Below are 24,358 nucleotides of genomic sequence, written 5' to 3' on the forward strand. Positions count from 1 at the left end.
ATGTCAACTATTACAGCTTTTCGCCCTCGATTCACCCATCGTATTGACTCATTCACTCTCTAGCCGGACTCCGATTCAGACTCCTCTTGCTCCCCATTCTCGAACACCGATGGCGGATAAAAGGATGCTTCCGCACGTCTCCGATATTCGATCGGCGTAACCCCAATCATCTTGCGGAACAACATGCTGAAATATTGGCGGCTGTTCAGCCCGATATAATCCGCGATTCTAGTAATCGGAATATCGGTACGCGTCAGCAGCATCTTCGCCTTCTCCATCCGCGTCTCCGTCAAGTAATCAACAAGAGACCGACCCATGCCCGCCTTGAAAATGCGCTGCAAATATGTCGGATGCAGATGAACCGCCTCCGCCACTTCCTTCACCTGCAGATCGGTGTCGTAATGCTGACGAATATACTCCGCCGCCTCGCGCACATAGCGGCTCGTCTGGGCCACTGCCCCGCCGCGTTTCAGCTGCGCTAACCGGGCTATCTGCACGAGCAGCTGCCCGAGCAGCAGCTGCGCCATACAGCCCCGTTCCGCATGGCCGCTGTCCAGCTCTGTCACCAGACTGCGCAGCGTCTGGTACACATCATGCGGATCGCGCAGCACGATCGCAGGCTCCGCCGCTGTCATTAACGCTGTCAGTGCCGGACTGTCAGCGGCAAGCGCTCGTACGGACGGATGGCCTGCACCTGCATCCGCGAAGCCGAACTCCGCATTCAGCATGCGGCATGGCCGCCCTTTGTCCACGAGCAGCCGATGCCTTACTCCCGCGTCCAGCAGGACGAAATCCCCTTTGCGCAGCGCTATCACTTCACGTTCTGTCTCAACGATACAATCGCCAGAGATAACGTACATAATCTCAACGGAGTCATGGGAGTGGAACGACATTCGAAATCCGTCCCATTGCTTATAATAATAGGCCGTAATGAACGGTGCATGCTCCCGTTCCAGCCTCGCCGAGTCATATAGGCTATTCCATTCAGGCATAATTTTCACCCTCCAATTCGAACGGTCTCACCATAAGTTATCTGCATAGAAAGCGATTTCGAAAGCTAACGGACTGTCCGTTATATCCTCCAAAACACCTCGCCTCTGCAGCCTTCATTCATTACGCCCGCTCTTATGACCGATATCGCATCTTAGTCAACATCATAGCGCTTACAGGGCCTGTTCCGCTATGGTACTAATCGCCTGTTATTAGATAAATAGTTACAGTTCTACTATCGGAATCCATCTGGTAAATGTTAATCGGGCTGTATTAATACAAAATGCCCTCTTCTAGATGAAGAGAGCGCTGATAGCTTAAAGTCTATCACAATATCAACCTATTGAAGCGCCACGACAAAAGCAGCAGCCAGAAACAGGCAGAGCGGACTATAGAACCATGTATCACACTTGGCGAACCGGGAGCGTTTGTACCTTTTGAAGAAACCGACATAACGAAAATCACCGATCGTTCGAATGCCGAAAACAATCGCGCATAAGATGCTCCCCCACTCGGTCAGCGCATTGGTGTGCAGTGCAGACAGCAGTTCCCCTTCTGCGAGCAGGAAGTAGCAGGCAACCAATATAAGCACCGCGACCGCAGCCGTTTCTAATGGACCTGGCTTGAATGCCAGCCCTCCGCCAGCCTTCTCTGGAACAGCGGCAAGCTCTCCCCATCTTCCTCCGAACGCCCAGAATACATGCAGTCCGCTAACGATCAACAGAATAACTGCCGCGGCCATTACGATAATCCCCATCGTTCATTCCCCGCGTCCGGTTTTCGATTGAACCGATTATGTATATGATGTGCATGGCAAGGTATAACTCGGTATTATCGTAGCTTCTATCCCTTTATCACAAATTCCTTTCGCTTCCACCGACGATATGTTGAAAATAACCAAAAACCCCTCGTCTCCTAGCGAGGAGACAAGGGGTTCTGATACAACGACTGCGAATGCAATCGCTCTTTATTATTGGCCAACCATACCGCCGTCCACCGTGTACAGCGAAGCCGTAACGAACGAGGCTTCATCGGATAGCAGGAAGTTCATGACCGCGGCAACCTCTTGCGGTTCGCCGTAACGGCCCATCGGCGTCGCTGCTTCGTTCATCGTTTTGTATTGGTCGGCATCGCCGAAGTTCGATTCGATTCGGCGCATCATGCCTGTGTTAATCGTACCTGGCAGCACCGCATTCACGCGAATGCCTTGTGCGGCAACCTCGTTAGCCGCCACGCGAGTAAGGCCAATAACCGCATGCTTGGACATAATGTATGGTGATACGCCTGGTCCACCGATTAAGCCTGCAAGAGATGACGTATTCAGAATAGCACCGGATTTCTGCTCTTTCATAACCGGAATCACATATTTCAGACCAAGGAACACGCCGCGCACATTGACATTGTAGACGAGGTCAAGCGCTTCTACGCTTTGCTCCTCGATCAGGCCGGAGGGGCCTTCGATGCCTGCATTGTTGGCAAAATAATCGATAGTGCCGAATTTCTCAACCGCTTTCTTGACGTAGTTGCGCACGTCCTCTTCCTTCGACACATCTGCTGCGATCGTAAGGGAGTTCGTGTTGTCCAGTCCAAGCTCTTCAGCAACTGCTTTAACAGCTTCTTCTTTCAAATCGACGAGCACAAGATTCAGCTTGCGTTCTGCCAGACGACGTGCGAGCTCTCGGCCGATGCCGCCTGCTGCTCCTGTAATAACGGCTGTTTTCACTTGATTATTGCTCATTATATATTCGCTTCCTTTGTTGTGGAATAAGTATGGATACTGCATTGCAGCTTGTGTTTGCTTGCTGCACTTATAGGGTACTGCTCATCGGGCGAACGAACAATAATCAGTACAAGCCGCCATGTCATGTAGACGACATAAGACAAACTTGTGTTCAATTTCATTCCGAAATTGGACATTTCGTGTGGCGGTGTCCGACGAATTTGCGTCCAAGCTTGCCATATGCGGATATAATAGAGGTAGCATACACATCGGAGGCGAGTCTCATTCATGGAGGAGCAATTGGACAGACGAACAAGGCGGACGCGCGAAGCGATTAAGAACGCCTTCATTACACTCGTGCTGGAGAAAGGCTACGATGAGGTTACCATTGCAGACATCGCACAGCGGGCTGATTACAACCGGGGAACCTTTTACAATCACTATTTGGGCAAAGAAGAACTGCTGCGCGACATACATGACGAATTTCTGCAAGGTTTTGCTAATGCGCTGCTGCGCCCGTACGAGGGACTTGACCGAATCGCAGCCAAGGATACATTTCCTTCGGGTTTGATGCTGTTCGAGCATATCGAGCTGCATCAACAAGTATTTCAGGCGCTGCTGTCCGTAGACAAGACGCTTGGCCACGAAGTGTACAATGTGATGCGGGAATCGATGCGTCGCGACATGCATATCGAGATGGAAGATGCCGGCCCGCCGATCGATTACGAGATCATGCTGAGCTACCGTATGTCCGCAACCGTCGGCGTCTTCCTATATTGGGCAGAGACCGGCTTCAAGTATTCGGCCCACTATATGGCGGAGCAGCTCATGCTGCTCGTGGATACGCGAATTGATTCCGTGACATTCATTCGCAACTCCTGAGCGATGAGCATTCTACATATAGTCGTAACAACGTAAAAGCGGTACGCCTCATGGCGTACCGCTTTCGTTAATTTCAGCGCAATCGCTCTATTCAATCGCCTTAACAAATCGCTGTGTTATTTCCATCGGACGCGTAATGGCGCCACCGACGACTGCAGACGCGGCACCCAGCTCAAGACAACGCTTCAGCATCTCCGGCGTTTGCACATTCCCCTCGGCAATGACGGGAATACGAAGCTCACCCAGCACTGCCTTAAGAAAAGCGAGATCATCGTCATACAGCTTTGACGTTGAGGTATATGGCGTGTAGCCATGCAGCGTCGTCGAGACGCAGTCGAAGCCTAACGCTTCCGCTGCGACCGCTTCCTCTACCGTCGAGATATCGGCCATCAGTTGGACACCAGCACCATGCTCCCGGCAGTATGTGACCAGTTCAGCCGTTGTCATACCGCCCGGACGCGGACGACTTGTCGCATCCATCGCAATCATCTCGCAGCCGCTTTCGAGCAGCTCATCGATTTCCCGCTTCGTCGCCGTAATGAATATGCCGCTGTCCTCATAATCGCGTTTGACGATGCCGATGACTGGCAGGCTGACCTCGTCCTTGATAGCGAGAATATCTTCCTTCGTATTCGCACGGATACCGACAGCCCCGCCCTTCATCGCCGCTAGCGCCAGCTTGCTCATAATGTAAGGGCTATGAAGCGGCTCATGCGGCAGCGCCTGACAAGATACGACGAGCCCGCCTGTGATTTGATCAAGCATGGCGCTGTGCCCCTTCCATCGTGGAAGCTTGCGCGTACTTTGCGGTTGCCGCAATCATATCCTGATTCAGCTCCATCAGCGAAGCATGGTCCTCCGGCCGAACTGGCAGCAGCGGCAAACGAGGTTCGCCCGTTGCGACGCCGCGAAGCTGCAGGATGTGCTTGCAGGCGCCGTACAAGGAAGGGTAACGAAGCAGCCTTTTGATAAAATCATTGATCACGTTCTGCAGCGACTGTGCCTCTCTGATGCGACCGAGCCCGAACAGGCGGTCGAGCGTGCAGAACAACTCTGGCATAACGCCATACGTACCGCCAATGCCGCCGTCTGCACCCATGATCCGGCCTGCAAGAAACTGCTCGTCCGGTCCATTGAATACGAGGAAGTCTTCTCCGCCCGCCATCTTGTACTGCTGCAAGTCGAATGTGCTCTCGCCAGACATCTTCACGCCGACAACCTTGTCCTGCGCGGCAAGCTTGCGAAGCAGCGGCACCGACAAGTTAAACCCAGTCGTCTGCGGGATGTTATAAATGATGAACGGCAGCGACGAACTGTCGATCATCGACTGCCAATGATGCTCAACGGCTGCTTCAGACATCCGATAGTAAATGGAAGGAACCGCCGAGATCGCATCCGCACCGCACTGCTCCGCATGCCGGGACAACGCAACGCTGTCGCGGGTCGAATTGGCGCCGACGTGTACAATGATTTTCAGCTCGCCCTTCACTTCCTCCAGCACCGCTTCGAGCATAACCTTACGCTCTTCTACGCTCTGGAGAATACCCTCGCCAGAGCTGCCGCCGACATACAGCCCTGTGACCCCGGTCGATGCATAATGACGCGCCAGCTTCTTCGCGCGTTCTCTGCTCACCTCGCCGTTGTCGTCATAAGCGGAATACAACGCGATATAAATGCCTTGGAATTTAGCTACAAGTCCGGTTGTCATGATGGTCACGCTCCAAATGTTCAATATAGTAAGGATACGCCGCGCCCAGCAGCGCCGCCCGGTTACCCAACGCGGCCGCTCTCAGCTCGGTCTTGCTAAATCCGCTCGGCAAATACTCGTTCATGTGTGCATTAATGCGATCAAGCAGAAAGTCCTTTTGCTCCGATACCGCACCGCCGATGACGATAATCGATGGATCGACCGTCAGGACGATTTCCGCCAACCCTCTGGCGATTTGCTCCGTCCAGCGGTCAATCAATCCAAGACATGCCTCGTCTCCTGCCCGCGCCAGCTCGAACAGTTCGCTGCCTCCGCCTTCAAAGCTCGGCAGCTCGCGGGCTGCCTGCTTCATCAGCGCTGACATAGAGGCTCGCTGCTCATACGTCGTACCGGTCATCTTGTCGTACAAGGCATGACCGATCTCGCCCACTCGATTGCTATGCCCGGTCACGAGGCGGCCGACGCTGAACAGCGCGCCGCCGATGCCAGTGCCAAGCGCGACGCAGAAGAAATGGTCGCAGCCCTGTGCGGCACCCTTCCAGTGCTCGCCAAGCGCTGCCGCATTTACATCGTTCTCCACGAACACCGGCAGACTATATCGCCGCTCCACAAGCTGCTTCAGATTCGTGCCTGCATAGCTGGGCATCGTCTCCCCTGCATACAGAATCTCGCCGCTTGCTGGATCGACGACACCTGCCGTACTAATACCAACGCCTCGAATGCCCTCGAACAGCACCAGCATCCGATCAATAATGCTGTATACCGCCTCGGGGATTCGGATATCAGCCTGCCCTTTGGGCGTTGCAACCGAATGATGGAATACGATGGCCGCCTTGTCGTCCAGGACAGCGAATTTGATCGCGGTGCCGCCGATGTCGATCGCAATGAATCGTTTCATCGTGGATTCCACCCTTTCCTTATTCCTTAACGGCGCCAATCGAGATGCCGCGGGTGAAATATTGCTGGAACAGGATGAAGATGAGCAGCATCGGAATAGCCGCGATGGTGGCTCCGGCCATTTTGTATGCAAAGTTCGGATTCAAATCCTGCATAAGCGTCGCGATGCCGACCATGAGCGTCTTGCTGTTCTTCTCCTGCCCGACAACGAGCTGCCACAGATAATCGTTCCATACTTGAACGAAGTTCAAGATGAACAAAGCGCCGATGCCTGGCTTTACGATCGGCAGAAGCACCTGCACGAACGTCCGCACCTCGCCTGCCCCGTCGATTCTCGCCGCTTCGCGCAGCGCATCCGGCGCGCTGTCGAAGAAGCCTTTGAGAAGGAACACGCCGAAGGCGATCGCAACGTTCGGCCAGATCATGCCGTACAGGCTGTTCACAAGCCCAAGCTGCTGCGTGAGCTGGAACAGCGGCACGATCATGACCTCCTTCGGCACCATCATGCTGGAGACGAAGATAATGAAGATGACGTTTCTCCCTTTGAAACGAAGCTTGGAGAACGCGTAAGCAGCCATCGAGCTGGCGATAACGACAAGAACGGTTGTAAGGCCCGCCACATACAAGCTGTTGAACGTCCAGCGAAGAGCCGGTTGGTTGTGGAACACTTCGGTATAGTTGTCCAGCGTGAACGTCTTCGGCCACCAATCCGGCGGCATCTTAATGACGTCGGAGCTGTTCTTGAGCGAGCTTGTGAACAACCAGTAGAGCGGAAATAAATTTAAGATAGAAAAAAAACAGATGGCGACATTAGAGACAACGTCGTATGTTTCTCTTTTTTTCGTGGATTTCGCTTGTTGCTGCATCGTGATCCTCCTTACTTCTCTTTGAACATCGCTCTGAGCTGAGGCACCGATAACAGCAGCGTGATGATGAACATGATGACCCCTACGGCGGATGCGACGCCAAGCTGGTTATACTTGAATGCATTGTTGTAGAGGTAATACATCATCGTGACGGTTGCGTTGTTCGGACCCCCGCCGGTCAGCATCTGGATGACAACGAAGATTTTCAGCACGGCGATAATGTTAATAATCGTGATGTAGATCGTCGTCGGCTTCACGAGCGGAATTAGTATTTGGAAGATAACGCGCAGGCGGCTTGCACCGTCTACTTCGGCCGCTTCGAACAAGTCCTTCGGAACGCCGATCATGGACGCGATATATAAGATGATTGCTTGGCCGACGTTCGTTGCGAAGGTGACGAAGATGACGACCGGCAATACCGTATTTTTGTTACCAAGTAGGTTGAACGTGCTAAGGTGCATTTCCCGAGCGCCATACGAGATAAGTCCGTTAGCCGGGTTGAGCAGAAAACCCCACACCATGCTCATGACGACCATGGATACCATGACCGGAATATAATAGCTGCCGCGAATGAAAGAGACGTATTTGGCATTCTTATCGAATACGGCTGACGACACGAACAGGGCAAACCCAACGGTGAGAATAACGATAAAGACGACGAAAACGACGGTGTTGACGATCGATTTGAAAAACACGGGATCATGAAACAACGTGATGTAGTTGTCGAAGCCGACGAACGTTTCCTGCTTGTATTGAACCTTATATAGACTTAACCGGATGCCTTCCAGAATCGGATACACGATAAAAAGGAGAAACAGAAGCAGCTGCGGCATGATGAACAGATAGCCCGTAACGTTGTCCTTCCAAATCTGATTGCGTAATTTCATGGTTATCCGTTCCCTTTCTTATCCGGCTCCCCGCCGCCCGAACGGACGGCGGAAGCCGAGTATGGATTGCGCCGGACGGATTTCCGACGGCTTAGCTTTGCTTGTTTATTCTGACTTAGCTACTTGATGACGGAGTTTTCACGCGCCTTCTGAATGACGGCATTGCCTTTGGACTGATAATCCTTGACCGCTTGCTCCGGCGTTTTCTCTCCGACATACATGGCCTGCAGCTCCGGATACAGCACTTGACGCAGCTCGCTGTAGCCCGGCACGTTGCCCGTGAAGCTGAACATATTCGGCGCGTTCGCATCGTAAGCAGCGAACAGCGGGTATTGATCCTTCAGCTCTTTGACGACGGAGCTGCGCACTGGAACGCTGTTCTTGGATGCCTTCACGAGCTCTGGATCGCTGGAGAAGAACTTGACAAAATCCTTCGCGACTTCCGTCTTCACCGCATCACCTGTCTTGAACACGCTTGCGCCAACCACGTACGTGAATGCCAGCGGATTGCCTGATTCGGAAGGAATGTTCGCCAGACGGATATCAAACTTCTGCGACTTGCCAGCCTTCATATCCGCCTTTGCGTTGTTGAACAGAATCGAGTTCGTGAAGCTGATCGCCAGTTGTTGATTCTGGAACATCGCGTTCGCATCGTTCGACGATACCGATTCTGCGCCTGGATTCGTATAGCCGGCATCATAGATGCTCTTCATCCACGCTGCCGCCTTCACGCCCTTGTCGTCATCCAGCGCAATGCTGCCGTTGTTGTCGAAGAACGTGCTGCCGAACGAACGCAGGTAAGCAAGATTCCATGTATCGCCTTGATTGTTCAGCGCGTAGAGACCCATTGGATAGGTATTCTTCGGCAGCTTCTCTTTCAATGTCTTTAGAATGTTGTTGTACTCATCGAGCGTCCACGTCTTAATTTCGTTCTCCCCTCCAATCTCTTTCTCGAGGCCCGCCGCCCGGAACATATCGGCGTTGTACGCGAGCGTACCTGGATTATGGGAGAACGGATAGAAGTAGATTTCCTTGTCCTTGCCGTACGTGACATTATCCCAATAACCTTGGTCGATGTCCTGCTTTGCCGCGTCGTCGACGATGTCGTTCAGCGGTACGAGAGCGCCGCGGTGCGCATAATCGCCCATTGCAAAAACGCTTTCAAAGAAAATATCGGGCGGCGTTCCGCCGTTCAGATTAACGTTAAGCAGCTCATCCCGCTGATCGCCAGCGACAACTTGCACATTCACTTTCGCGTCGTACTTGTCATATTGCTTGGCGAACTTGTCCGCCGCATATTTGAAGAAGCTGTCATAGTCGGCGTCCGGTTCCGTCGCGTCGAATACGCCCTTCCACTGCGGCGTGAGCCACAATGCGATTTCGACCTTCTTCTTGCCGCTTGCCTTGCTGCCTTCGTTCTGGCTTGTATCTGTGTCAGCCGACTTGCCGGAGCAGCCAGCCAATAATGCGATGACGAGCAGGAACGAGGCAATCGTTGACATCCGCTTGCAATTGTTAAACATGGATCGTTTCCCCCTTGATATATTCGTCTGTTTGATCGACGGAGCCTTAGAACAGCGATGCTTTCACCTTGATGACGACTTTCTTCAGGTCTGAAGCTGTTGATTCTGTCAGGCATGGACGGTGAATATCCTCCGGCGGCAGCACCATAAACATGCCTGGCGTAAGCTTGATCATCATCTCGCCGGAAAGCTCGCCATATAGTGCGTAATCGCCTTTCTCGTCGTATGGCTGCACAGGACTGCACATGCCGTCATCCCGCTTCCAGCCAATTAACTCCTCGCCCTGGATTACATAGTGAATATCGAAGTAGTGCTCATGCTTCTCTGCCGGCTGCTCTTCTTTCCGTTTGGTCTTCACGGCCATCAACCTGGCATACATGTCCTCTCCCCAAATGGGCTGGACCCCTTCTTCTTCCAGTATGCCCTCATCCAACTGGGCCAAATAATCTATCGCCCGGCGGATGACCGGATGCATCGATTGCCGCTTCTTTTCCCATTGATCGACGGAGCCTATCATCATGTCGCTCTGCCCTCCTCATCTATGGTGATTGAAGCCGCCTCTTCATTCATCAACGCTTTCGCTTGTCCGATCGGCTTCTACGCTCATTATAGAGCGATGAAAGCGTCACCAATAGGAACGGAGTTATCGAAATTCGTTCACCATCTTTGGATAATACGCGAATGTTCACGATCTTCAGATCGAATATTCACGATTTTTTGAATGCGCTTACAAAAGAACCTAAAAAAAGACCGCCTTCTTTCTTGGCGATCTTCTAAATGCATTTTATTGTGTGCCTATTGCCACGCCAACGAACCCGAACAACCTTATTGGGCGAAATGGGTCGTTTTCCTACGCTAACGAACTCACCAAACGCTAATTAGTCACTTTCCTCTCGCGTGGTGAAATTTACGAGCATATAAGGTAGGTGAGGTTCGTTACTATCCCAGTGCCGACATCAGCATTGAATAAGACTGCTGTGGTTCGCTAGAAGTGCGGAACTTCCAGCGCGGCGTCTCTATGATTCATCAGCATTCGCATTTCCCTGCCGCTGTGCGCGATACTTCTGCGGGCTGACGCCCTTTAGCTTTTTGAAGATCCGTCCGAAGTAGTTGATATTCTCGTATCCCACCTTCTCCGCGATGGAATAACTCGGCAGGCTGGAGTGCTCCAGGTAGCGTGCAGCCTCTTCGACCCTCATGGCATTAATCCAATCGGTAAAACCTAGCCCGGTCTCTTTCTTAAAAATCGTGCTCAAATAGCTCTCGCTCATATTGATCATGTCCGCAGCTTGCTTGAGCGAGAAATCTTGCGCGATATTGATCTTCATATGATCGATCAGACGCTTGATGTCCTCACGCGAAGGCTCGCGCATGCCTGAATCGGATAACGCTGCTTGCGCTGCCTCGTAGAACTCGGCCGCTTCCTTCCAACTCGCCAATTCGCTGCTCGTCTGCGCTTGAAGCGATAGTCCGAGCAGCCGGCCCGCCGCATTCTCCAATTGCTCGACGACCCGATCGGGATCAAGACCCGACCCGCCGTCAGGAGAAGCGACAAGCAGTGCAGCGAGCTCATTATCCCGGATCGCCACCGGCCGGCTGTCCAATACGCCGTCCAGCTCCGATTCGATCAGATGCTCCAGCAGCCGAGCAGCCGATTGTTCTATCGCTCCATCCCGTATCCGCTTCGCACGCAGCACTAGCAGCACACGCCCACACGGCAGCTCTTCGACTTTGTCTTCATTCGCCATGCTCACAGCTTCATCATCATTTACACCCTTAAGCAGATGGAGCAGCTTATGGGTCATGCGCGATCTGCGGTCATCTACTGCCGGAATCGATGACTGCGTGGAGGATAACGTTGTATGATCGGCTGCGAGCTTCTGCGCAGCCTCTACCAGCAGATCAAGCAGCTCGGATGGCTTCAAGGACGTCTTCAGCAGGTAGTCCCGGGCACCAAGCTTCATCGCTTTGCGCACATAATCGAATTCGTTATGGCTGCTCAGCACAATGACCAGCATGCGTGGATAACGCTGCTTCACTGCCTCGATAAGCGCCAGTCCGTCCATACGCGGCATGACGATATCGGTCAGCAGAATATCGGGCACCTGCCGCTCCATCAGCTCCAGTGCCTTCTCCCCATCCGCAGCATCTCCGATAAATTCGAAATTATGGTTCTCCCAATCGATTAACGACTTAATGCCCAGACGTACCAGCAGTTCGTCGTCGACGAGCATTACTTTCAACTTCACGGTTTATCCTCCCTCGATACGCGGTGCACGGGCAGCACATACTGGACTTTTGTTCCTTGTCCCAGCTCGCTGAATATCCGAATGCCATACAGCTCTCCGTATTGGAGACGAAGACGGTCATGCACGTTGCGAATGCCGATCCGTCGCGACCCTTCGCCGCGGCTTTCCCCTGACTCCAGTCCTAAGCGAATTTCCGCCAACCTTTCCTCCGTCATCCCGACACCGTTGTCCGACACCTCAAGCAAGAACAGAGCGCCCTCGATCTGCGCGGACACTATGATGCGCCCCGGTGCACCCGATGGCTCAATGCCGTGAATCAAGCTGTTCTCGATTGCCGGTTGGAGCATGATTTGGATAACCTCCTGCTCCATGAACTCGCTGGGAACATCGATCACAAGCTCGATGTCATGGAATCTCATACGCATCAAACCAACGTAATTCTCGATATAGTCGAGCTCCTGCCGAAGCGGCGTGAGGCTGCCGCCTCTGCCGATGCTTCCTTCCAGAATGCCTCCCAGATTGGACAGCATGTCTCCGACTTCCCCGTCATTGCGAATATAGGCCATCCATTTGATATTGTTGATCGTATTCAGCAGAAAATGAGGATTGATCTGCGCTTGCAGCGCGCGGAAGCGCATCTCCTCCTTCTGCTCGTACTCCTCTTTCACCCGCAGCAGCAATCCGCGAATCTCCTTCACCATTCTGTTGTACGTCTCAATCAGCGAGGCGGTCTCCTGCGGTCCCGATACGGACAATGTGGAATGGAAGCCTCTGTCCTCCAGTTCTCGCATCCGTTTGCGCAGCAGCTTAAGCGGCTTCGAGATCTGATAAGCAATCGATAACGTAATGAGCAGGAAGACGATCAGAATAAGTACGAAGACAACCCAGTTGGCATGGCGGATATCGTATATTTCTTTGAACACGGTATCATACGGAACCAGCTGCACAAGCTTCCAGCCGTTAATGCTGACCGTACCGTAATTAACGATCCATTTCTCGCCGTTCTTCTTGAATATTTCCTGTCCATTCACACCGGTTTGAACCGAATGGATGTAGCTTTCGTTCGATAAACTCTTGCCGACCATTGATTTGGTCAAGCTGGATACAACGATGCCTTCTTGGTCTACCAGGTACACCTCACCGCTTAATCCGCCAAGATAACGTCGTAAGTCCATCTCCGACACGCTGAACACAACCATTCCGATATTGCGTGCGGACGGCAGATCGGTAATCGTCTTAACAAGCGTCACGATCGGCTTTCGGTCCATATACAGCCGCTCGTTGTAATTGAACATCCACTTTTGCTGATACGGCTTGTTTAACATTTCTTTGTACCATTCAGCCCCGACATATTGCTCGTGAAGCTGCTCCGGCAAGTAACTGGTGCTCAACCATCGTCCTTCCAGATCGAATAACGTCACATATGTATTCGTAAAGTACGAGCTGTACAGCCGATTCAGTACCGTATCGTTCAAGCGAAGCTTCTCGTATCGCGTGTAAGACTCCGGCTCCTTGAGCAGCTTCGTAATGCTCGAATTCGTCGCAATATCAACCGATGACCGCAGCATGTCTTCGAGGAACAAGCCAATATTCAGATTGACGAGATATAGCGATTCCTGTGCAGAACTGCCGATTTTGCGCTCGATCACATTCTCCAGCGTCTTATTCATCCAATTGAACGTAAGAATGAATGGAATAATCAGGAATATTATGGTGGAAATAAATATTTTATTGCGGATCGAATTCCAGCGGCCATTCCATAATCGCGACAACCGCATGGATTTTCATCCCCCTTTACTCAGCATAAGCGTGAAATTCGGTTTAATTATATATGAAAACCCTAGTTCATAACATCTATTGCACGATATCGGAATTTGACGAAGCGCTAAGAAAATCTATGAGGACTGCTGCATGTATCTCGATCTCAATATCGATATCGTTCCCCATCTTGTTTCCTAATAACGAGACTGCTCCCGCAATGAGCCAAATGAAAAAGCTGCCCCAGTAAGTCGATTCGACTTCTGGAGCAGCTTCTATTTATCCCGGATCTCCCGGGGGCCTAATTAAATTGTTGCGATCTTGATCAAGTTCGTTGCGCCGGATTTGCCGATTGGCACGCCCGCCGTAATAACAACCGTGTCACCCGTTTCCAGATGGCCCGATGCTTTACCCGCTTCGAGCGATGCTGCGAACAGCTCGTCCGTCGTCGCTACTTTATCGCCCTTCACAGCTGTAACGCCCCATACGAGCGCCAGTCTGCGCAGCACGCGATCATCGGATGTAATCGCGATGATCGGCGACTTCGGACGGTACTTCGATACCATACGAGCCGTAAAGCCGCTCTCTGTTGGCGTCAGAATTGCCTTTGCATCCAGCTCCAGCGATGAGCTTACAACCGATTTACTGATAACTTCCGTAATGCTGGACGATTTGCCGAAGCCTTCTTTGTTCAGGTTGCTGCCGTATTCCATGATCGACTCCGATTTAACTGCGATCGTCGCCATCGTGCGAATCGACTCAACCGGATATTTGCCGGCAGCCGTCTCGCCCGACAACATAACAGCATCCGTGCCTTGCAATACTGCGTTTGCAACGTCCGTTACTTCTGCGCGCGTAGGACGCGGGTTCACTTGCATCGAATCGAGCATTTGCGTTGCTACGATAACTGGCTTGCCAGCATCGTTACACTTGTCGATCATCACTTTCTGGATGAGCGGCACGTCTTCAACCGGAATTTCTACGCCAAGGTCACCGCGCGCAACCATGATGCCGTCGGATGCTTCGATGATGGAGTCGAGGTTCTCGACGCCTTCTTGGTTTTCAATTTTCGACACGATTTGAATATGGCCAGCGCCTGCCTCTTCGAGCAGACGACGAATTTCGATAATATCCTCTGCGCGACGAACGAACGATGCTGCTACGATATCGACATTTTCCTTGATACCGAAGTCGATGTGCATCACGTCACGCTCTGTTACGCCTGGAAGCGTCGTGCGAACGCCTGGCAGGTTAACGCCTTTACGAGGTTTGATAACGCCGCCGTTCACTACTGTGCAATAGATATTCTTGTCGTCAACCGAGTTAACGCGCAGTTCGATCAGACCGTCGTCAAGCAGGATAACGCCGCCTGGCTCCATTACCTTCGGCATATCTGCGTAGTTGACCCACAGCTTCTCGCCGTCGCCAAGCTGCTCTTCCGTAACGAATGTCAGTGCTTGCCCAGCTTTCAGCTCGTAGGAAGCTTCCTTCAGCTTGCCGATGCGAATTTCAGGACCTTTGATGTCCATCAGAATCGACACGTTCGATCCTGTCTCAGCCGCAGCTTGTCGAATCGAAGCGATACGTGCGCTGTGATCCTCCAGTTCGCCGTGCGCCATATTCAGACGCGCAACGTTCATGCCCGCTTTCATCATTTCCTTCAAAACGTCTACCGACTCGCAAGCCGGACCCATTGTACAAACAATTTTCGTTCTCCGCATAGTTCGTTAACCCTCCTGATGATTGCTTATGGACTTATTTTAACGCTGAAACTTTCGTTCGCATATGAAATATAGTATTCTTAATATACTATAGTACGAATTACTAGAAAGGAACATTTGCCATGCTGAAACTGCTTGACGTCACGCTTGATCGGAGCATGAATTGGTACGGACATTCCGAAGGTACCGACACGGACAAGACGTATACGCTCGTACTCGTCAGTTATGGCAAGTGCGTGTACTGGATTGGCGCGGACAAGCTGATATTGGAAAAAGGCGACCTGCTCCTCATTCCGCCCGGCACCGACTACTACGGCAAGACGGTTCCGACCGTCTTCCACGAGAAGCTCGTCGTTCGGTTCCGCGCAGCGCAGCTTGCCGCTGAGCTTCCGCTGCTCAATCAGCAGTCGGAAGTCCACGCCAGGCTTGGACGCTTCGAATGGATGCTCGATCGGCTGCGTTCTCTCCATACAGAGTGGACGGAGAGAGCCCCTTACGCCGATATTCGCGGAGCAGCTATCATTGCGGAAATTGTCGTGCTGTGGAACCGCGAATTTGACCAAGGGCCAATCGCGTCGAATACGCAGAAGCTTGTCGAGCGAATGAAGCAATATATCCAGCAATATCATCGGGACAAAGTGACAAAAGACGAGCTCGGCGCCTATATCAACCGGACGCCGAACTATGCCGCCACGCTGTTCCGGCGAGCGACAGGCCAGACCATTAGCGAAGCGGTGCATACGGCGCGCATGAAGACGGCGGTCTACATGCTGACCGATTCGCTGCTTACGGTGAATGAAATTTCCGATTACTTGGGCTACCGCGACGTATCGTACTTCCAGCGCGTGTTCAAGCGTACGACGGGTCGGACGCCATCGTCGTATTCCAAATAACACGACATCTCGAAAGTCACGTTACCAATCTTCAATCGCCAGGGCATGATTGATTGCTACACCTGCCTCGTAGCCTTCGCTGACTGCTCCGGCTACTCCGGTGAAAGCATGCTTGGCATCGCCGATGATGTACAGCCCCGGGATGCGCGTCAACCCGTGATTGCCCGTCTGATATACGCCTCGCGGTTCCATCCCAACCCCAAGCTGCCGAGGGATATCCGTCGCTTCATGCGCGCCTGTATCCGTAAGAAAGGCACCGGTCCGAGCAATATGCTGTCCATCCTCAAGCTCTATATGAGTGAGCTGCCCATCGCTCGACGCCAGTGCTGCAATCGGCTGTTCATACAGCGCAATGCCGCGTTCGTGCAGCTGTTCCTTCTCTTCAGCGCTAAGCCCAGCTGGACCGTCCGTACATACAACAAGATCGCGGCTCCATGTACGAATGAGCTGAACATGGGCAAGCAGCTTGCTCTTGCAGCTGCCGAGCAGCGCAAGCGGCGCATCGCGCAGCTCCCAGCCGTCGCAATAGGGGCATGGGAAGACGGATCGGCCGTATACGTCAAGAAGCCCCGGCCATTCCGGCAGCTTCTCCTTCATCCCCGTCGCGAAGACAAGCATTCGGCTCGTAACCCTAAGCCCTTCCTTCGTATGCGACTGAAAGAATCCGCCTGCCGCTCGTTCCGCCGATACAACCGTGTCATGCCGCAGATCGACGGTCTCGTAACGCCTTAGTTCTTCCCTCGCCAGCATGCGCAGCTGCTCCGGTTCCGTTCCGTCCCGCGTCAGAAAGCCATGCGATCGGCGCGTGACCGCATTTCGCGGCTTGCCCTCGTCAATTAACACGACACGCCGCAGTGAACGGCCGAGTACGAGCGCAGCACTCAAGCCCGCCGGCCCGCCTCCTGCAATGACAACATCTACAACCTGATCAGCCATATTCCCGCTCCTTCCTTCACTCCCATAGGATGAGCAGAAAACGGTTGAACCGTTCATCTTCAAGCAAAAGAAATGCCGCCTGCTTGTTCAGCGAAGTAGTATAATATTGGTATATGGATCATTTTAGCGATGGAGGAATGTATCGAAGGATGAATACCCCTTATCATTTTCAAACTGATGAAAGAACTGCCATTGTGAACCGATTCGGTCAGCCGTTCTATGACAAAGTTGTGAAAGATCTCGATACTTACGCCCATAGATGGGCATTGCATTCCGTGCAATTGATTCCATCCTACTCTTCCAATCTCGTCTTCCGCTGCCATTCCGAGCGATATGGCGAGGCCGTGCTGAAGATCAGCAAAGCCGAATTCGGCGGCATCGAGAACGAATGGCGGACGCTCAATCATTATGCGGGTCGGCGCATGTGTCTCGCGTTCGATGCTGACCTCGAAGCTGGCGTTATGCTGGAGCAAGGAATGATGCCAGGCACTCCGCTGCGTGCGGTAGAAGAGCTCGATAAACGGCTTGACGTATTCTGCTCGCTCTATCGGGACATGCATCTGCCGCCTGCGGCAGCTGATTCTTACCCGACCTACTCAGGCTGGGTCAATCGCATAACCGACTATATGAGCACCCGTTCGGACTGCATCGAATTGTATGGGCATATGCGCCGCGCACAGGAGGCTCTCGTATCTCTATCCGCTGCGTACTCGCAGCAGATGCTGCTTCACGGCGACTTCCACCACGACAATATACTGCTAGACGAGGAAGGCGAATATCGGATTATCGATCCGAAAGGCGTCATTGGCGACCCTATATTTGATACCCCGCGCTTTATTCTGAACGAGTATGGCGACGACATTACCCCCGAGCTTCGGCACAAAATCAATCACATTATCGCTGTGTTCGAGCAGCAGTTGCACATCCCAAGCACTATCCTGCGTCAATGCCTCTATATCGAGACGACGATGGGCGTCTGCTGGTGTGTGGAGGACGGCGCATCGCCTGAGGAATATAAGAAGCTGCTGGCGACTGCAGCTTTCGCTGAGAGTCTGCTCCAAGAATGAAAAGAACGCGGCCTTAGTTAGGCCGCGTTCCGATTGCGATACAGCAAATAGATGAAGAATGGCGCGCCAACGCCAGCGGTGAATACGCCGACCGGAATGTCATAGGGCAGAAATGCCGTTCTCGCGATCGTATCCGCGATAACGACGATTAGGCCGCCAATAAAGGCTGCAATCGGCAGAACGCCGCCGAAAGCTGGCCCGACCAGCTTACGCGTCATATGGGGGGCGATCAGTCCGACGAAGGAGATAGCGCCCCCGACCGATACAGCCGCGCCAGCCAGCGCAACGCTGACCATGAGCAGCACGAACCGCTGCCGCTGAACTGCGCTGCCTACACCCGAAGCGATATCGTCGCCAAGCTGCAGCGCGTTCACATTGCGTGCGAGCAGGAACGCTAGTGGAATAAAGATGAACACCCAAGGCACAATCGTTTTCACTACGGCCCAATCGGTCCCGTATACCGTCCCAGCCAGCCATACATAAGCTTGCGCCGCCGTCGTCTCTGGATTCATGACGAGCATGACCTTCGTTAGGGATGCCAACAAGAAGTTGATCCCGATACCGACAAGCACGAGCCGAATCGGCGTTACCCCCTTCTTCCATGCAAGCGAGTAAATAAGTATTGCTGTAATCGCCGCCCCGATCATTGCCGCAACCGGCATCCAGAGAATGCTGACTGTTCCCGCGAAGTAATTAATGAAAGCGACTGCCGTTACAGAAGCGCCGCTCGTGATGCCGATAATATCCGGCGAGGCAAGCGGATTGCGAATAATGCCCTGCAAGATGGAACCGGCAACAGCCAGCGATGCGCCAACTAAGAATGCTGCAATAATTCGCGGCAGGCGCAGCGTGCGGACCACCAGCTGATATTCCTCCGTCCCTCCGCCTGTCAATGCCCGAATGACGTCCATCGGTGCAATGCGCATATCGCCCATCGCCATGCTCAGCAGCAATGCAGCCACACTCGCAATCGCAAGTGCCAGCGTCAGTACGACCGTTTTCTTATGAAGGAAGAAAGAGATCGACAGCTTCTCAGATCGGATATAGGTATAGTCTCTCACCCTTTCACCACTCCCTTCCTTGCAATCGCAATAAACGCTGGGATGCCGATGACCGCCGTCATGACGCCAACCGGCAGCTCGCTCGGCTGAATGACGAATCGGGCAGCGATGTCAGCTGCCAATACAAGAATGGCACCTAACAGCGCGCTATAAGGTACGATCCAACGATAGTCGCTTCCGGCAAACAACCTTGCAATTGTCGGAATAATAAGGCCGATGAAACCAACTGGACCCGCTACGGCAACCGAACTGCCGGCCAGTGCCACAATAATAAGACCGACGATGAGTTTGATCACAATCGTCCGCTGCCCCAAGCCTTGCGCCGTATCTTCTCCCATCGTCAACACATTCATATGACGGGTCGCCCACACGGAGCCAATCCAACCTACTGCCATGAATGGCAATACCGCCTTTAACATATCGACGGACCGGCCGGCCACAGAACCGGTCAGCCAGAACATTACCTCATCCAAACCCTGCGCGTCCAATACGAGCATGCCTTGCGTGAACGATGCGAACAATGCGCTCAGCGCAGCGCCAGCGAGAATGATTTTGAGTGGAGTAAGACCGTCCCGTCCGAATGAACCAAGCAAGTAAACGGCTAACGATGCAACCGCGGCTCCGATGAATGATACGCCTGTCAGAATAGGAAGCGACGTCACCGACAGCACCGTCACGGTGAAGACGACTGCGAAGGAAGCGCCGAAATTAATGCCAAGCACATTCGGATCGGCGAGCGGATTTCTCGTCAGTCCCTGGATGAGGCAGCCTGCTACCGCCAAGCTTGCTCCAATAGCAGCAGCGACAAGTGCCCTTGGCACACGCGAGGTTTGCACGATAATTTGCTCATTCGACGAGTTGTCATAGTTCGTAAACGAATGGAATACATCCGACCAGCGGATCGGCGTTATGCCGTATTTCATGCTCGACAGCATGAACGCAATCATAATCACGAGGCCGAATACTAGGCCCGCGATCTTGGCTAGGTTGCTGGGTAACAGCCTTCCCATAGTCGCACTCCCGTCTCTATACGCACGAAAGAATGAGCCGACTTAGCTCATTCTCCCCTGCGCTGCTATTCGAGTATTAGAACTTACAGATCGAAGTAGAAGAACAGATCGTCGAGCATCATCTTCGCAGCCGTTGCGCCGCCGGACATGTTCCATGTAATGTCGTTAACTTTGTAGTACTTCTTGTTCTTCACTGCCTTCAGGTTCTGCCAGAGCGGATTCGTCTGCCATTCCTGCTGCGTCTTGAACTCCGAGCCATCACCGATACTCGATGACATGTCGAAAATAATGTCGCCATCCATCATCGGAATTTGCTCCGGCGTATCGAGATCAACCAGAATCTTGCCTTCTACCTGCTGCGATTTCGGACGCTTCAGGCCAAGCTCTTGCAGAATCGAACCGGCAAAGCCCGTTATGTAGATACGTGCTGAGTTGTCGCTTTGGAAACGAACGAGCGAGACTTCCAGGTTCTTCCGGCTGCCGATTTTCGATTTGAATTCAGCAACGCGTTTGTTCCAGTTATCCATGAAAGCATTAGCTTTCGTCTCCGTATTAGTAGCCTTAGCTATCATTGCCATATTGTCTTTCCACTCGAACAATTGGTCTGCCATAACCGTTGGTGCGATTGCCGACAGTTGGTTGTACAGCTTCTCATGGCGCGGCTTCGCGCCGATAATCAGATCAGGCTTCAATGCAACGATCGCTTCGAGGTTCGGCTGCAGCTCGCTGCCGAGATCCGTTACGCCGCCCATGTCCGCACGGAGGTAGTGGTACCAAGGCGCTTGAACCCACGATTCGATTGCGCCAACCGGCTTAACGCCCAGCGTCAGGGAGATATCAACCATTCCGTTGAACAGGACCACAACGCGTTTCGGTACGGACGTCAATGTCGTCTCGCCCATTGCATGCTTGATCGTACGTTTGCTCTCTAGGTTCACCGTCTTCGTGCTATTGTTCCAGTTGATCCACAGGCCGAATGCTTCGCCCAGGAAACGGAGCGGCACGAGCGTACGGCCGTTCTTCTCCACAACCTTCGCGTCAAGCTTAACCGACTTGCCATTGATTACAGCTGTACTGCTGTTGACGGTCAGTTCAACCGTCGTGCTGCCGCGCTTAACGGTCAGCTTCTTCGCTTTCGCATCCGTGCTCAGCGTTGCGCCAAGTTTCTTCGTCAATGCGCTGTACGGAATCATCGTCGACCCGCCAATGACTTGTGGAGGAACATCGAAGGACAGACGCTCGCCATCAAGAATGACACTGATTGGAGACGCCGCTGCCGTTGTGAACGGAATGGAAGCGAGCGCTACGATCAAGGCGAGGGTGAGAGCCATGTTACGGAATAAGGGCTTAAACATAATAATCGTTGTACCTGCCTTTCGGTAATGATTTAATTGATAATGATTATCACTGTCAACGAGGATTAATGATAGAGCTATAAATTTCCTATGTCAAGAAGAATATGAACAAAGTGGATTAATTCACGCCAAGTTTATCTGCAAGCTGCCGGAAAGCCTGGTACAGCTCATAGTCCAGTTGAAGAACCACCGCCTGATCGACTGTTTCTGCATCCTTCACATCATTCAGCCCTTTTACTTTCTCACTCAGAAAATCGACCATCGATGGTGCCGATGATTTAACATCTGCCTTCATCGACTCCCAGCTCTGCATAATAGTCGCCGCACTCGCCTTCATTTTCTCTGCATCGTTGCTATCTGCATTTTGTTTCAGCTCTTTGATCTGTGTGCGAATCTGTTCGATCGCTTTCTTCAGCTTCTCCTGATCAGCGCTCTTCACAGCAGCCTTATCATCGATATTGTCCATGATAGAGTCCGTCACCGCCTGATTGACTGCGGCATTGCTCTTCGTCGCTTCCTCTACCTTCTTCTCTACTTTCTTCTTGCTTGGCTTCTTCTCCGGCTGCTCCGCTTCCGGCTTCTTCTCTTCTTTCTTCTCCTCTTCCTTCTGCTCTGTCACTGCTGTTGCATCAGCTGGTGACTTGACTTCCGCTGTCTCAACCTTCTGCTCTTCGACTGGCGCGTCTGCCTGTTTATTATCAGGCTGCACTTCTGTATCGATAGCGTCAAAGGCATCCTCCGCGAACGGAACCGTCCCCGCCGCTAACGGCGCTGACTTCTCCTTCGTCTGTTCATTCGATGTGCTGCCCGCATTCGAGCTCGACCCGCAGCCTGACGCTAACAGCATCATCGCTGCAATGGCGGCAATCATCCAGTATGGTCTCCGCATGTTGTTTCTCCTCCAGTCCTTTGATAGCAAATCCATCCAAATTCACTAGTTGCTATTTTATTTCACAACGGTAAAGTTTTTCAAGAAAAATATTGATAATGATTTTCATACTCATTGACACAACCATAATCTGCCACTAAAATACAGTCGAGGAATACGGAGGAGTTGAGCGGATTGAGCGCCTTGGAAACGCAAGCATTGGCCGTGTCGTACGGCAATCAGTTCATCTTTCAAGACTTAAACCTGTCGATCGATCGCGGACGAATAACGGTGCTTATCGGCAGCAATGGCTGCGGGAAGTCCACCCTTCTGCGCACGATGGCTCGCCTGCTGAAGCCTCAGCAGGGCAATGTGCTGCTGGAAGGTCAGAGCATCGCCTCCATGCCAACGAAAGAAGTAGCCAAACGGATGGCACTGCTGCCGCAGGGTCCCTCTGCCCCCGAAGGATTAACCGTCCTTCAGCTGGTGAAGCAGGGACGATATCCGTATCAGAGCTGGCTTCAGCAGTGGTCCAAGGAGGATGAGCGCTGCGTACGTCAATCGCTCGAGACGACCGGCATGACCGAGCTTGCCGAGCGGACGGTCGATTCCTTGTCTGGCGGCCAGCGGCAACGGGCGTGGATCGCGATGGTGCTCGCGCAAGGAACCGACATCGTACTGCTGGATGAACCGACGACTTATCTAGATTTGACGCATCAGATCGAGGTATTGGATTTGCTGTATGAATTGAATATCCAGGAGCAGCGAACCATTGTCATGGTGCTGCACGATATAAACTTAGCCTGCCGATATGCGCATCAGATCGTAGCGATCCAAGATCACAAAGTGTTCGCGCAAGGAGCCCCTGAGGACATCGTAACGGCTGATATGATCGAATCGGTGTTCCATATGAAAGCGCAAATTATAGCTGATCCGTTATTCGGCACGCCGCTCTGCGTCCCGCATGGGAACGGCAGAACAATTAGACAGGCGGTTTATGCCTAATAAAGCGGCGGATCTAGCTTGCTGCCTGCATGGTGGCAGGTAGATGCGCCGCTTATCGGTTAGACGAATTGGTGTTTGATTTTCGGACAGGAATGGCAGTAATCTTCCGGATCATCGGCAACTACATAGTAGAAGCAGCATGTTTTGCGAAGGCGGACCGGTTCTTCTGAAGCGGCCGTCAGCCGTTTCGGCGTGTTGAACCGCGTCAGCGGATTGTTGCTCTCGCCGAATAGATGCGCAGGCGCTTCGTTCAGCAGATACTCGTAATCGTCGCGAATGCGGGCAATCTGCTTAGGCGTCGCCCCCTGCTCAAGCCTGTTCTCATACAAGTAGTACACATAGATCGCGGTATTCTCCCATAGAATCGCAGGCGATATCTTCGCGGTCTTCGCGAGCGCCCGCCAAGCCTTCGCAAGGTTATCCGCGAAGATGTTCTTGATGACGCGATCTCTCCACTCGTTCCGGCATCGCTCCGGCGTATGAGCTTCCCATTGCGCGAGTCTTACTTTCGGCAGCCAGGCAGCACCTTGGCGGATCGATTCCAGGTGGCAGTTCTCAATGGAGTAATCGAGCCCTTTGTTGAACAGCGACATCGCATATAAGCCGGAAGCAATGGTGAGATAGCTGTACCGCTTCGCGAACATAGACGCTGTAGCCATCTGTGAATCCGTCTCGTAGATATCCTTGAGCCGTTCAATATAAGCAAGACATTGATCTGGATCGAGCAGATCGACTGCTGCGATCGAATATGTACGGTCCTCTGATGGTTCAATCGCAAGGCGGTAATCGTCCATCAGCACGTTCAGTTCTTCAGGAAGAAACAAGTCATTTATCGTTTCCATTCACGTATTCTCCATTTAATTGATAACGAATCTCATTATCATTATATGGATGTCTGGATAATTTTACAACCACTAGATTATTTATATTCAAACTTCCACCTTTACTCCCACTCCCCCACA

23 protein-coding genes are annotated in these 24,358 nt (G+C 52.5%); 4 read left to right on the forward strand and 19 right to left on the reverse strand.

The features are described 5' to 3' along the window. Positions 1-59 precede the first annotated feature (59 nt). The 3 genes from H8B09_RS27180 to H8B09_RS27190 all read right to left on the reverse strand — a co-directional run bounded on the left by H8B09_RS27180 (position 60) and on the right by H8B09_RS27190 (position 2,728). On the reverse strand, positions 60-992 hold the full coding sequence (locus tag H8B09_RS27180) for an AraC family transcriptional regulator (RefSeq protein ID WP_191206746.1): 933 nt from the start codon (positions 990-992) through the stop codon (positions 60-62). A 338-nt stretch (positions 993-1,330) separates the two neighbouring features. Beyond that, on the reverse strand, positions 1,331-1,747 hold the full coding sequence (locus H8B09_RS27185; RefSeq protein WP_191206747.1) for a DUF3995 domain-containing protein: 417 nt from the start codon (positions 1,745-1,747) through the stop codon (positions 1,331-1,333). Between the two features lie 213 nt (positions 1,748-1,960). Continuing rightward, complete coding sequence (locus tag H8B09_RS27190; protein ID WP_191206748.1) at positions 1,961-2,728, reverse strand: SDR family NAD(P)-dependent oxidoreductase; 768 nt, start codon at positions 2,726-2,728, stop codon at positions 1,961-1,963. Between the two features lie 270 nt (positions 2,729-2,998). Here H8B09_RS27190 and H8B09_RS27200 point away from each other — a divergent pair, with 270 nt between their 5' ends. Beyond that, the gene (locus tag H8B09_RS27200) at positions 2,999-3,592 is read left to right on the forward strand and encodes a TetR/AcrR family transcriptional regulator (protein WP_191206750.1); all 594 of its coding nucleotides are present in this window, start codon (positions 2,999-3,001) and stop codon (positions 3,590-3,592) included. Positions 3,593-3,679: 87 nt separating this feature from the next. On the opposite strand, the gene H8B09_RS27205 is transcribed toward H8B09_RS27200, so the two are convergent. The 10 genes from H8B09_RS27205 to pyk all read right to left on the reverse strand — a co-directional run bounded on the left by H8B09_RS27205 (position 3,680) and on the right by pyk (position 15,201). After that, entirely contained in the window at positions 3,680-4,357 is a 678-nt protein-coding gene (locus H8B09_RS27205; RefSeq protein WP_191206751.1) for an N-acetylmannosamine-6-phosphate 2-epimerase, read from the reverse strand. Next, positions 4,350-5,300, reverse strand: coding sequence for a dihydrodipicolinate synthase family protein (locus H8B09_RS27210; protein WP_191206752.1), 951 nt, complete (start codon positions 5,298-5,300; stop codon positions 4,350-4,352). The genes H8B09_RS27205 and H8B09_RS27210 overlap by 8 nt, the downstream gene beginning before the upstream one ends. Next, a complete protein-coding gene (locus H8B09_RS27215; protein ID WP_191206753.1) occupies positions 5,278-6,198 on the reverse strand; it encodes an ROK family protein in 921 nt (306 codons plus the stop codon). The genes H8B09_RS27210 and H8B09_RS27215 overlap by 23 nt, the downstream gene beginning before the upstream one ends. Positions 6,199-6,217: 19 nt before the next feature. Continuing rightward, complete coding sequence (locus tag H8B09_RS27220) at positions 6,218-7,063, reverse strand: carbohydrate ABC transporter permease (RefSeq protein WP_191206754.1); 846 nt, start codon at positions 7,061-7,063, stop codon at positions 6,218-6,220. 11 nt (positions 7,064-7,074) lie between these two features. Beyond that, complete coding sequence (locus tag H8B09_RS27225; RefSeq protein ID WP_191206755.1) at positions 7,075-7,950, reverse strand: carbohydrate ABC transporter permease; 876 nt, start codon at positions 7,948-7,950, stop codon at positions 7,075-7,077. 119 nt (positions 7,951-8,069) lie between these two features. Continuing rightward, entirely contained in the window at positions 8,070-9,473 is a 1,404-nt protein-coding gene (locus H8B09_RS27230) for an ABC transporter substrate-binding protein (RefSeq protein ID WP_191206756.1), read from the reverse strand. 46 nt (positions 9,474-9,519) lie between these two features. Then, positions 9,520-9,993, reverse strand: a complete 474-nt coding sequence (locus H8B09_RS27235; protein WP_191206757.1) for a NanQ anomerase/TabA/YiaL family protein — start codon at positions 9,991-9,993, stop codon at positions 9,520-9,522. Positions 9,994-10,489: 496 nt separating this feature from the next. After that, positions 10,490-11,722 carry a response regulator transcription factor gene (locus H8B09_RS27240; RefSeq protein ID WP_191206758.1) on the reverse strand — a complete coding sequence of 411 codons (1,233 nt, stop codon included), beginning with the start codon at positions 11,720-11,722 and terminating at the stop codon, positions 10,490-10,492. Then, positions 11,719-13,500, reverse strand: a complete 1,782-nt coding sequence (locus tag H8B09_RS27245; RefSeq protein ID WP_191206759.1) for a sensor histidine kinase — start codon at positions 13,498-13,500, stop codon at positions 11,719-11,721. Before H8B09_RS27245 ends, H8B09_RS27240 begins: the two co-directional genes overlap by 4 nt. 285 nt (positions 13,501-13,785) lie before the next feature. Beyond that, the gene (gene pyk / locus H8B09_RS27250) at positions 13,786-15,201 is read right to left on the reverse strand and encodes a pyruvate kinase (protein ID WP_191206760.1); all 1,416 of its coding nucleotides are present in this window, start codon (positions 15,199-15,201) and stop codon (positions 13,786-13,788) included. Between the two features lie 122 nt (positions 15,202-15,323). On the opposite strand from pyk, the gene H8B09_RS27255 reads away from it, so the two are divergent. After that, complete coding sequence (locus H8B09_RS27255) at positions 15,324-16,094, forward strand: helix-turn-helix domain-containing protein (RefSeq protein ID WP_191206761.1); 771 nt, start codon at positions 15,324-15,326, stop codon at positions 16,092-16,094. 21 nt (positions 16,095-16,115) lie between these two features. On the opposite strand, the gene H8B09_RS27260 is transcribed toward H8B09_RS27255, so the two are convergent. Then, positions 16,116-17,030, reverse strand: a complete 915-nt coding sequence (locus H8B09_RS27260) for an NAD(P)/FAD-dependent oxidoreductase (protein ID WP_191206762.1) — start codon at positions 17,028-17,030, stop codon at positions 16,116-16,118. 149 nt (positions 17,031-17,179) lie between these two features. On the opposite strand from H8B09_RS27260, the gene H8B09_RS27265 reads away from it, so the two are divergent. Beyond that, on the forward strand, positions 17,180-18,097 hold the full coding sequence (locus tag H8B09_RS27265; RefSeq protein ID WP_191206763.1) for an aminoglycoside phosphotransferase family protein: 918 nt from the start codon (positions 17,180-17,182) through the stop codon (positions 18,095-18,097). Between the two features lie 17 nt (positions 18,098-18,114). On the opposite strand, the gene H8B09_RS27270 is transcribed toward H8B09_RS27265, so the two are convergent. From H8B09_RS27270 to H8B09_RS27285, 4 genes are all read right to left on the reverse strand, one after another. Continuing rightward, the gene (locus tag H8B09_RS27270; protein ID WP_191206764.1) at positions 18,115-19,158 is read right to left on the reverse strand and encodes a FecCD family ABC transporter permease; all 1,044 of its coding nucleotides are present in this window, start codon (positions 19,156-19,158) and stop codon (positions 18,115-18,117) included. Beyond that, positions 19,155-20,168, reverse strand: coding sequence for a FecCD family ABC transporter permease (locus H8B09_RS27275; RefSeq protein ID WP_191206765.1), 1,014 nt, complete (start codon positions 20,166-20,168; stop codon positions 19,155-19,157). The genes H8B09_RS27270 and H8B09_RS27275 overlap by 4 nt, the downstream gene beginning before the upstream one ends. Positions 20,169-20,251: 83 nt before the next feature. Beyond that, a complete protein-coding gene (locus tag H8B09_RS27280) occupies positions 20,252-21,523 on the reverse strand; it encodes a stalk domain-containing protein (RefSeq protein ID WP_224754070.1) in 1,272 nt (423 codons plus the stop codon). Positions 21,524-21,641: 118 nt separating this feature from the next. Further along, positions 21,642-22,412 carry a hypothetical protein gene (locus tag H8B09_RS27285; protein WP_191206767.1) on the reverse strand — a complete coding sequence of 257 codons (771 nt, stop codon included), beginning with the start codon at positions 22,410-22,412 and terminating at the stop codon, positions 21,642-21,644. Between the two features lie 174 nt (positions 22,413-22,586). Between H8B09_RS27285 and H8B09_RS27290 the strand changes: the two genes are divergently transcribed. Further along, a complete protein-coding gene (locus H8B09_RS27290) occupies positions 22,587-23,396 on the forward strand; it encodes an ABC transporter ATP-binding protein (RefSeq protein WP_191206768.1) in 810 nt (269 codons plus the stop codon). A 59-nt stretch (positions 23,397-23,455) separates the two neighbouring features. On the opposite strand, the gene H8B09_RS27295 is transcribed toward H8B09_RS27290, so the two are convergent. Further along, positions 23,456-24,238, reverse strand: coding sequence for an IucA/IucC family C-terminal-domain containing protein (locus tag H8B09_RS27295; protein ID WP_191206769.1), 783 nt, complete (start codon positions 24,236-24,238; stop codon positions 23,456-23,458). Between the last annotated feature and the right edge of the window lie 120 nt (positions 24,239-24,358).

This window comes from Paenibacillus terricola (assembly GCF_014779765.1).
Taxonomy (GTDB): Bacteria; Bacillota; Bacilli; order Paenibacillales; family Paenibacillaceae; genus Paenibacillus_T; species Paenibacillus_T terricola.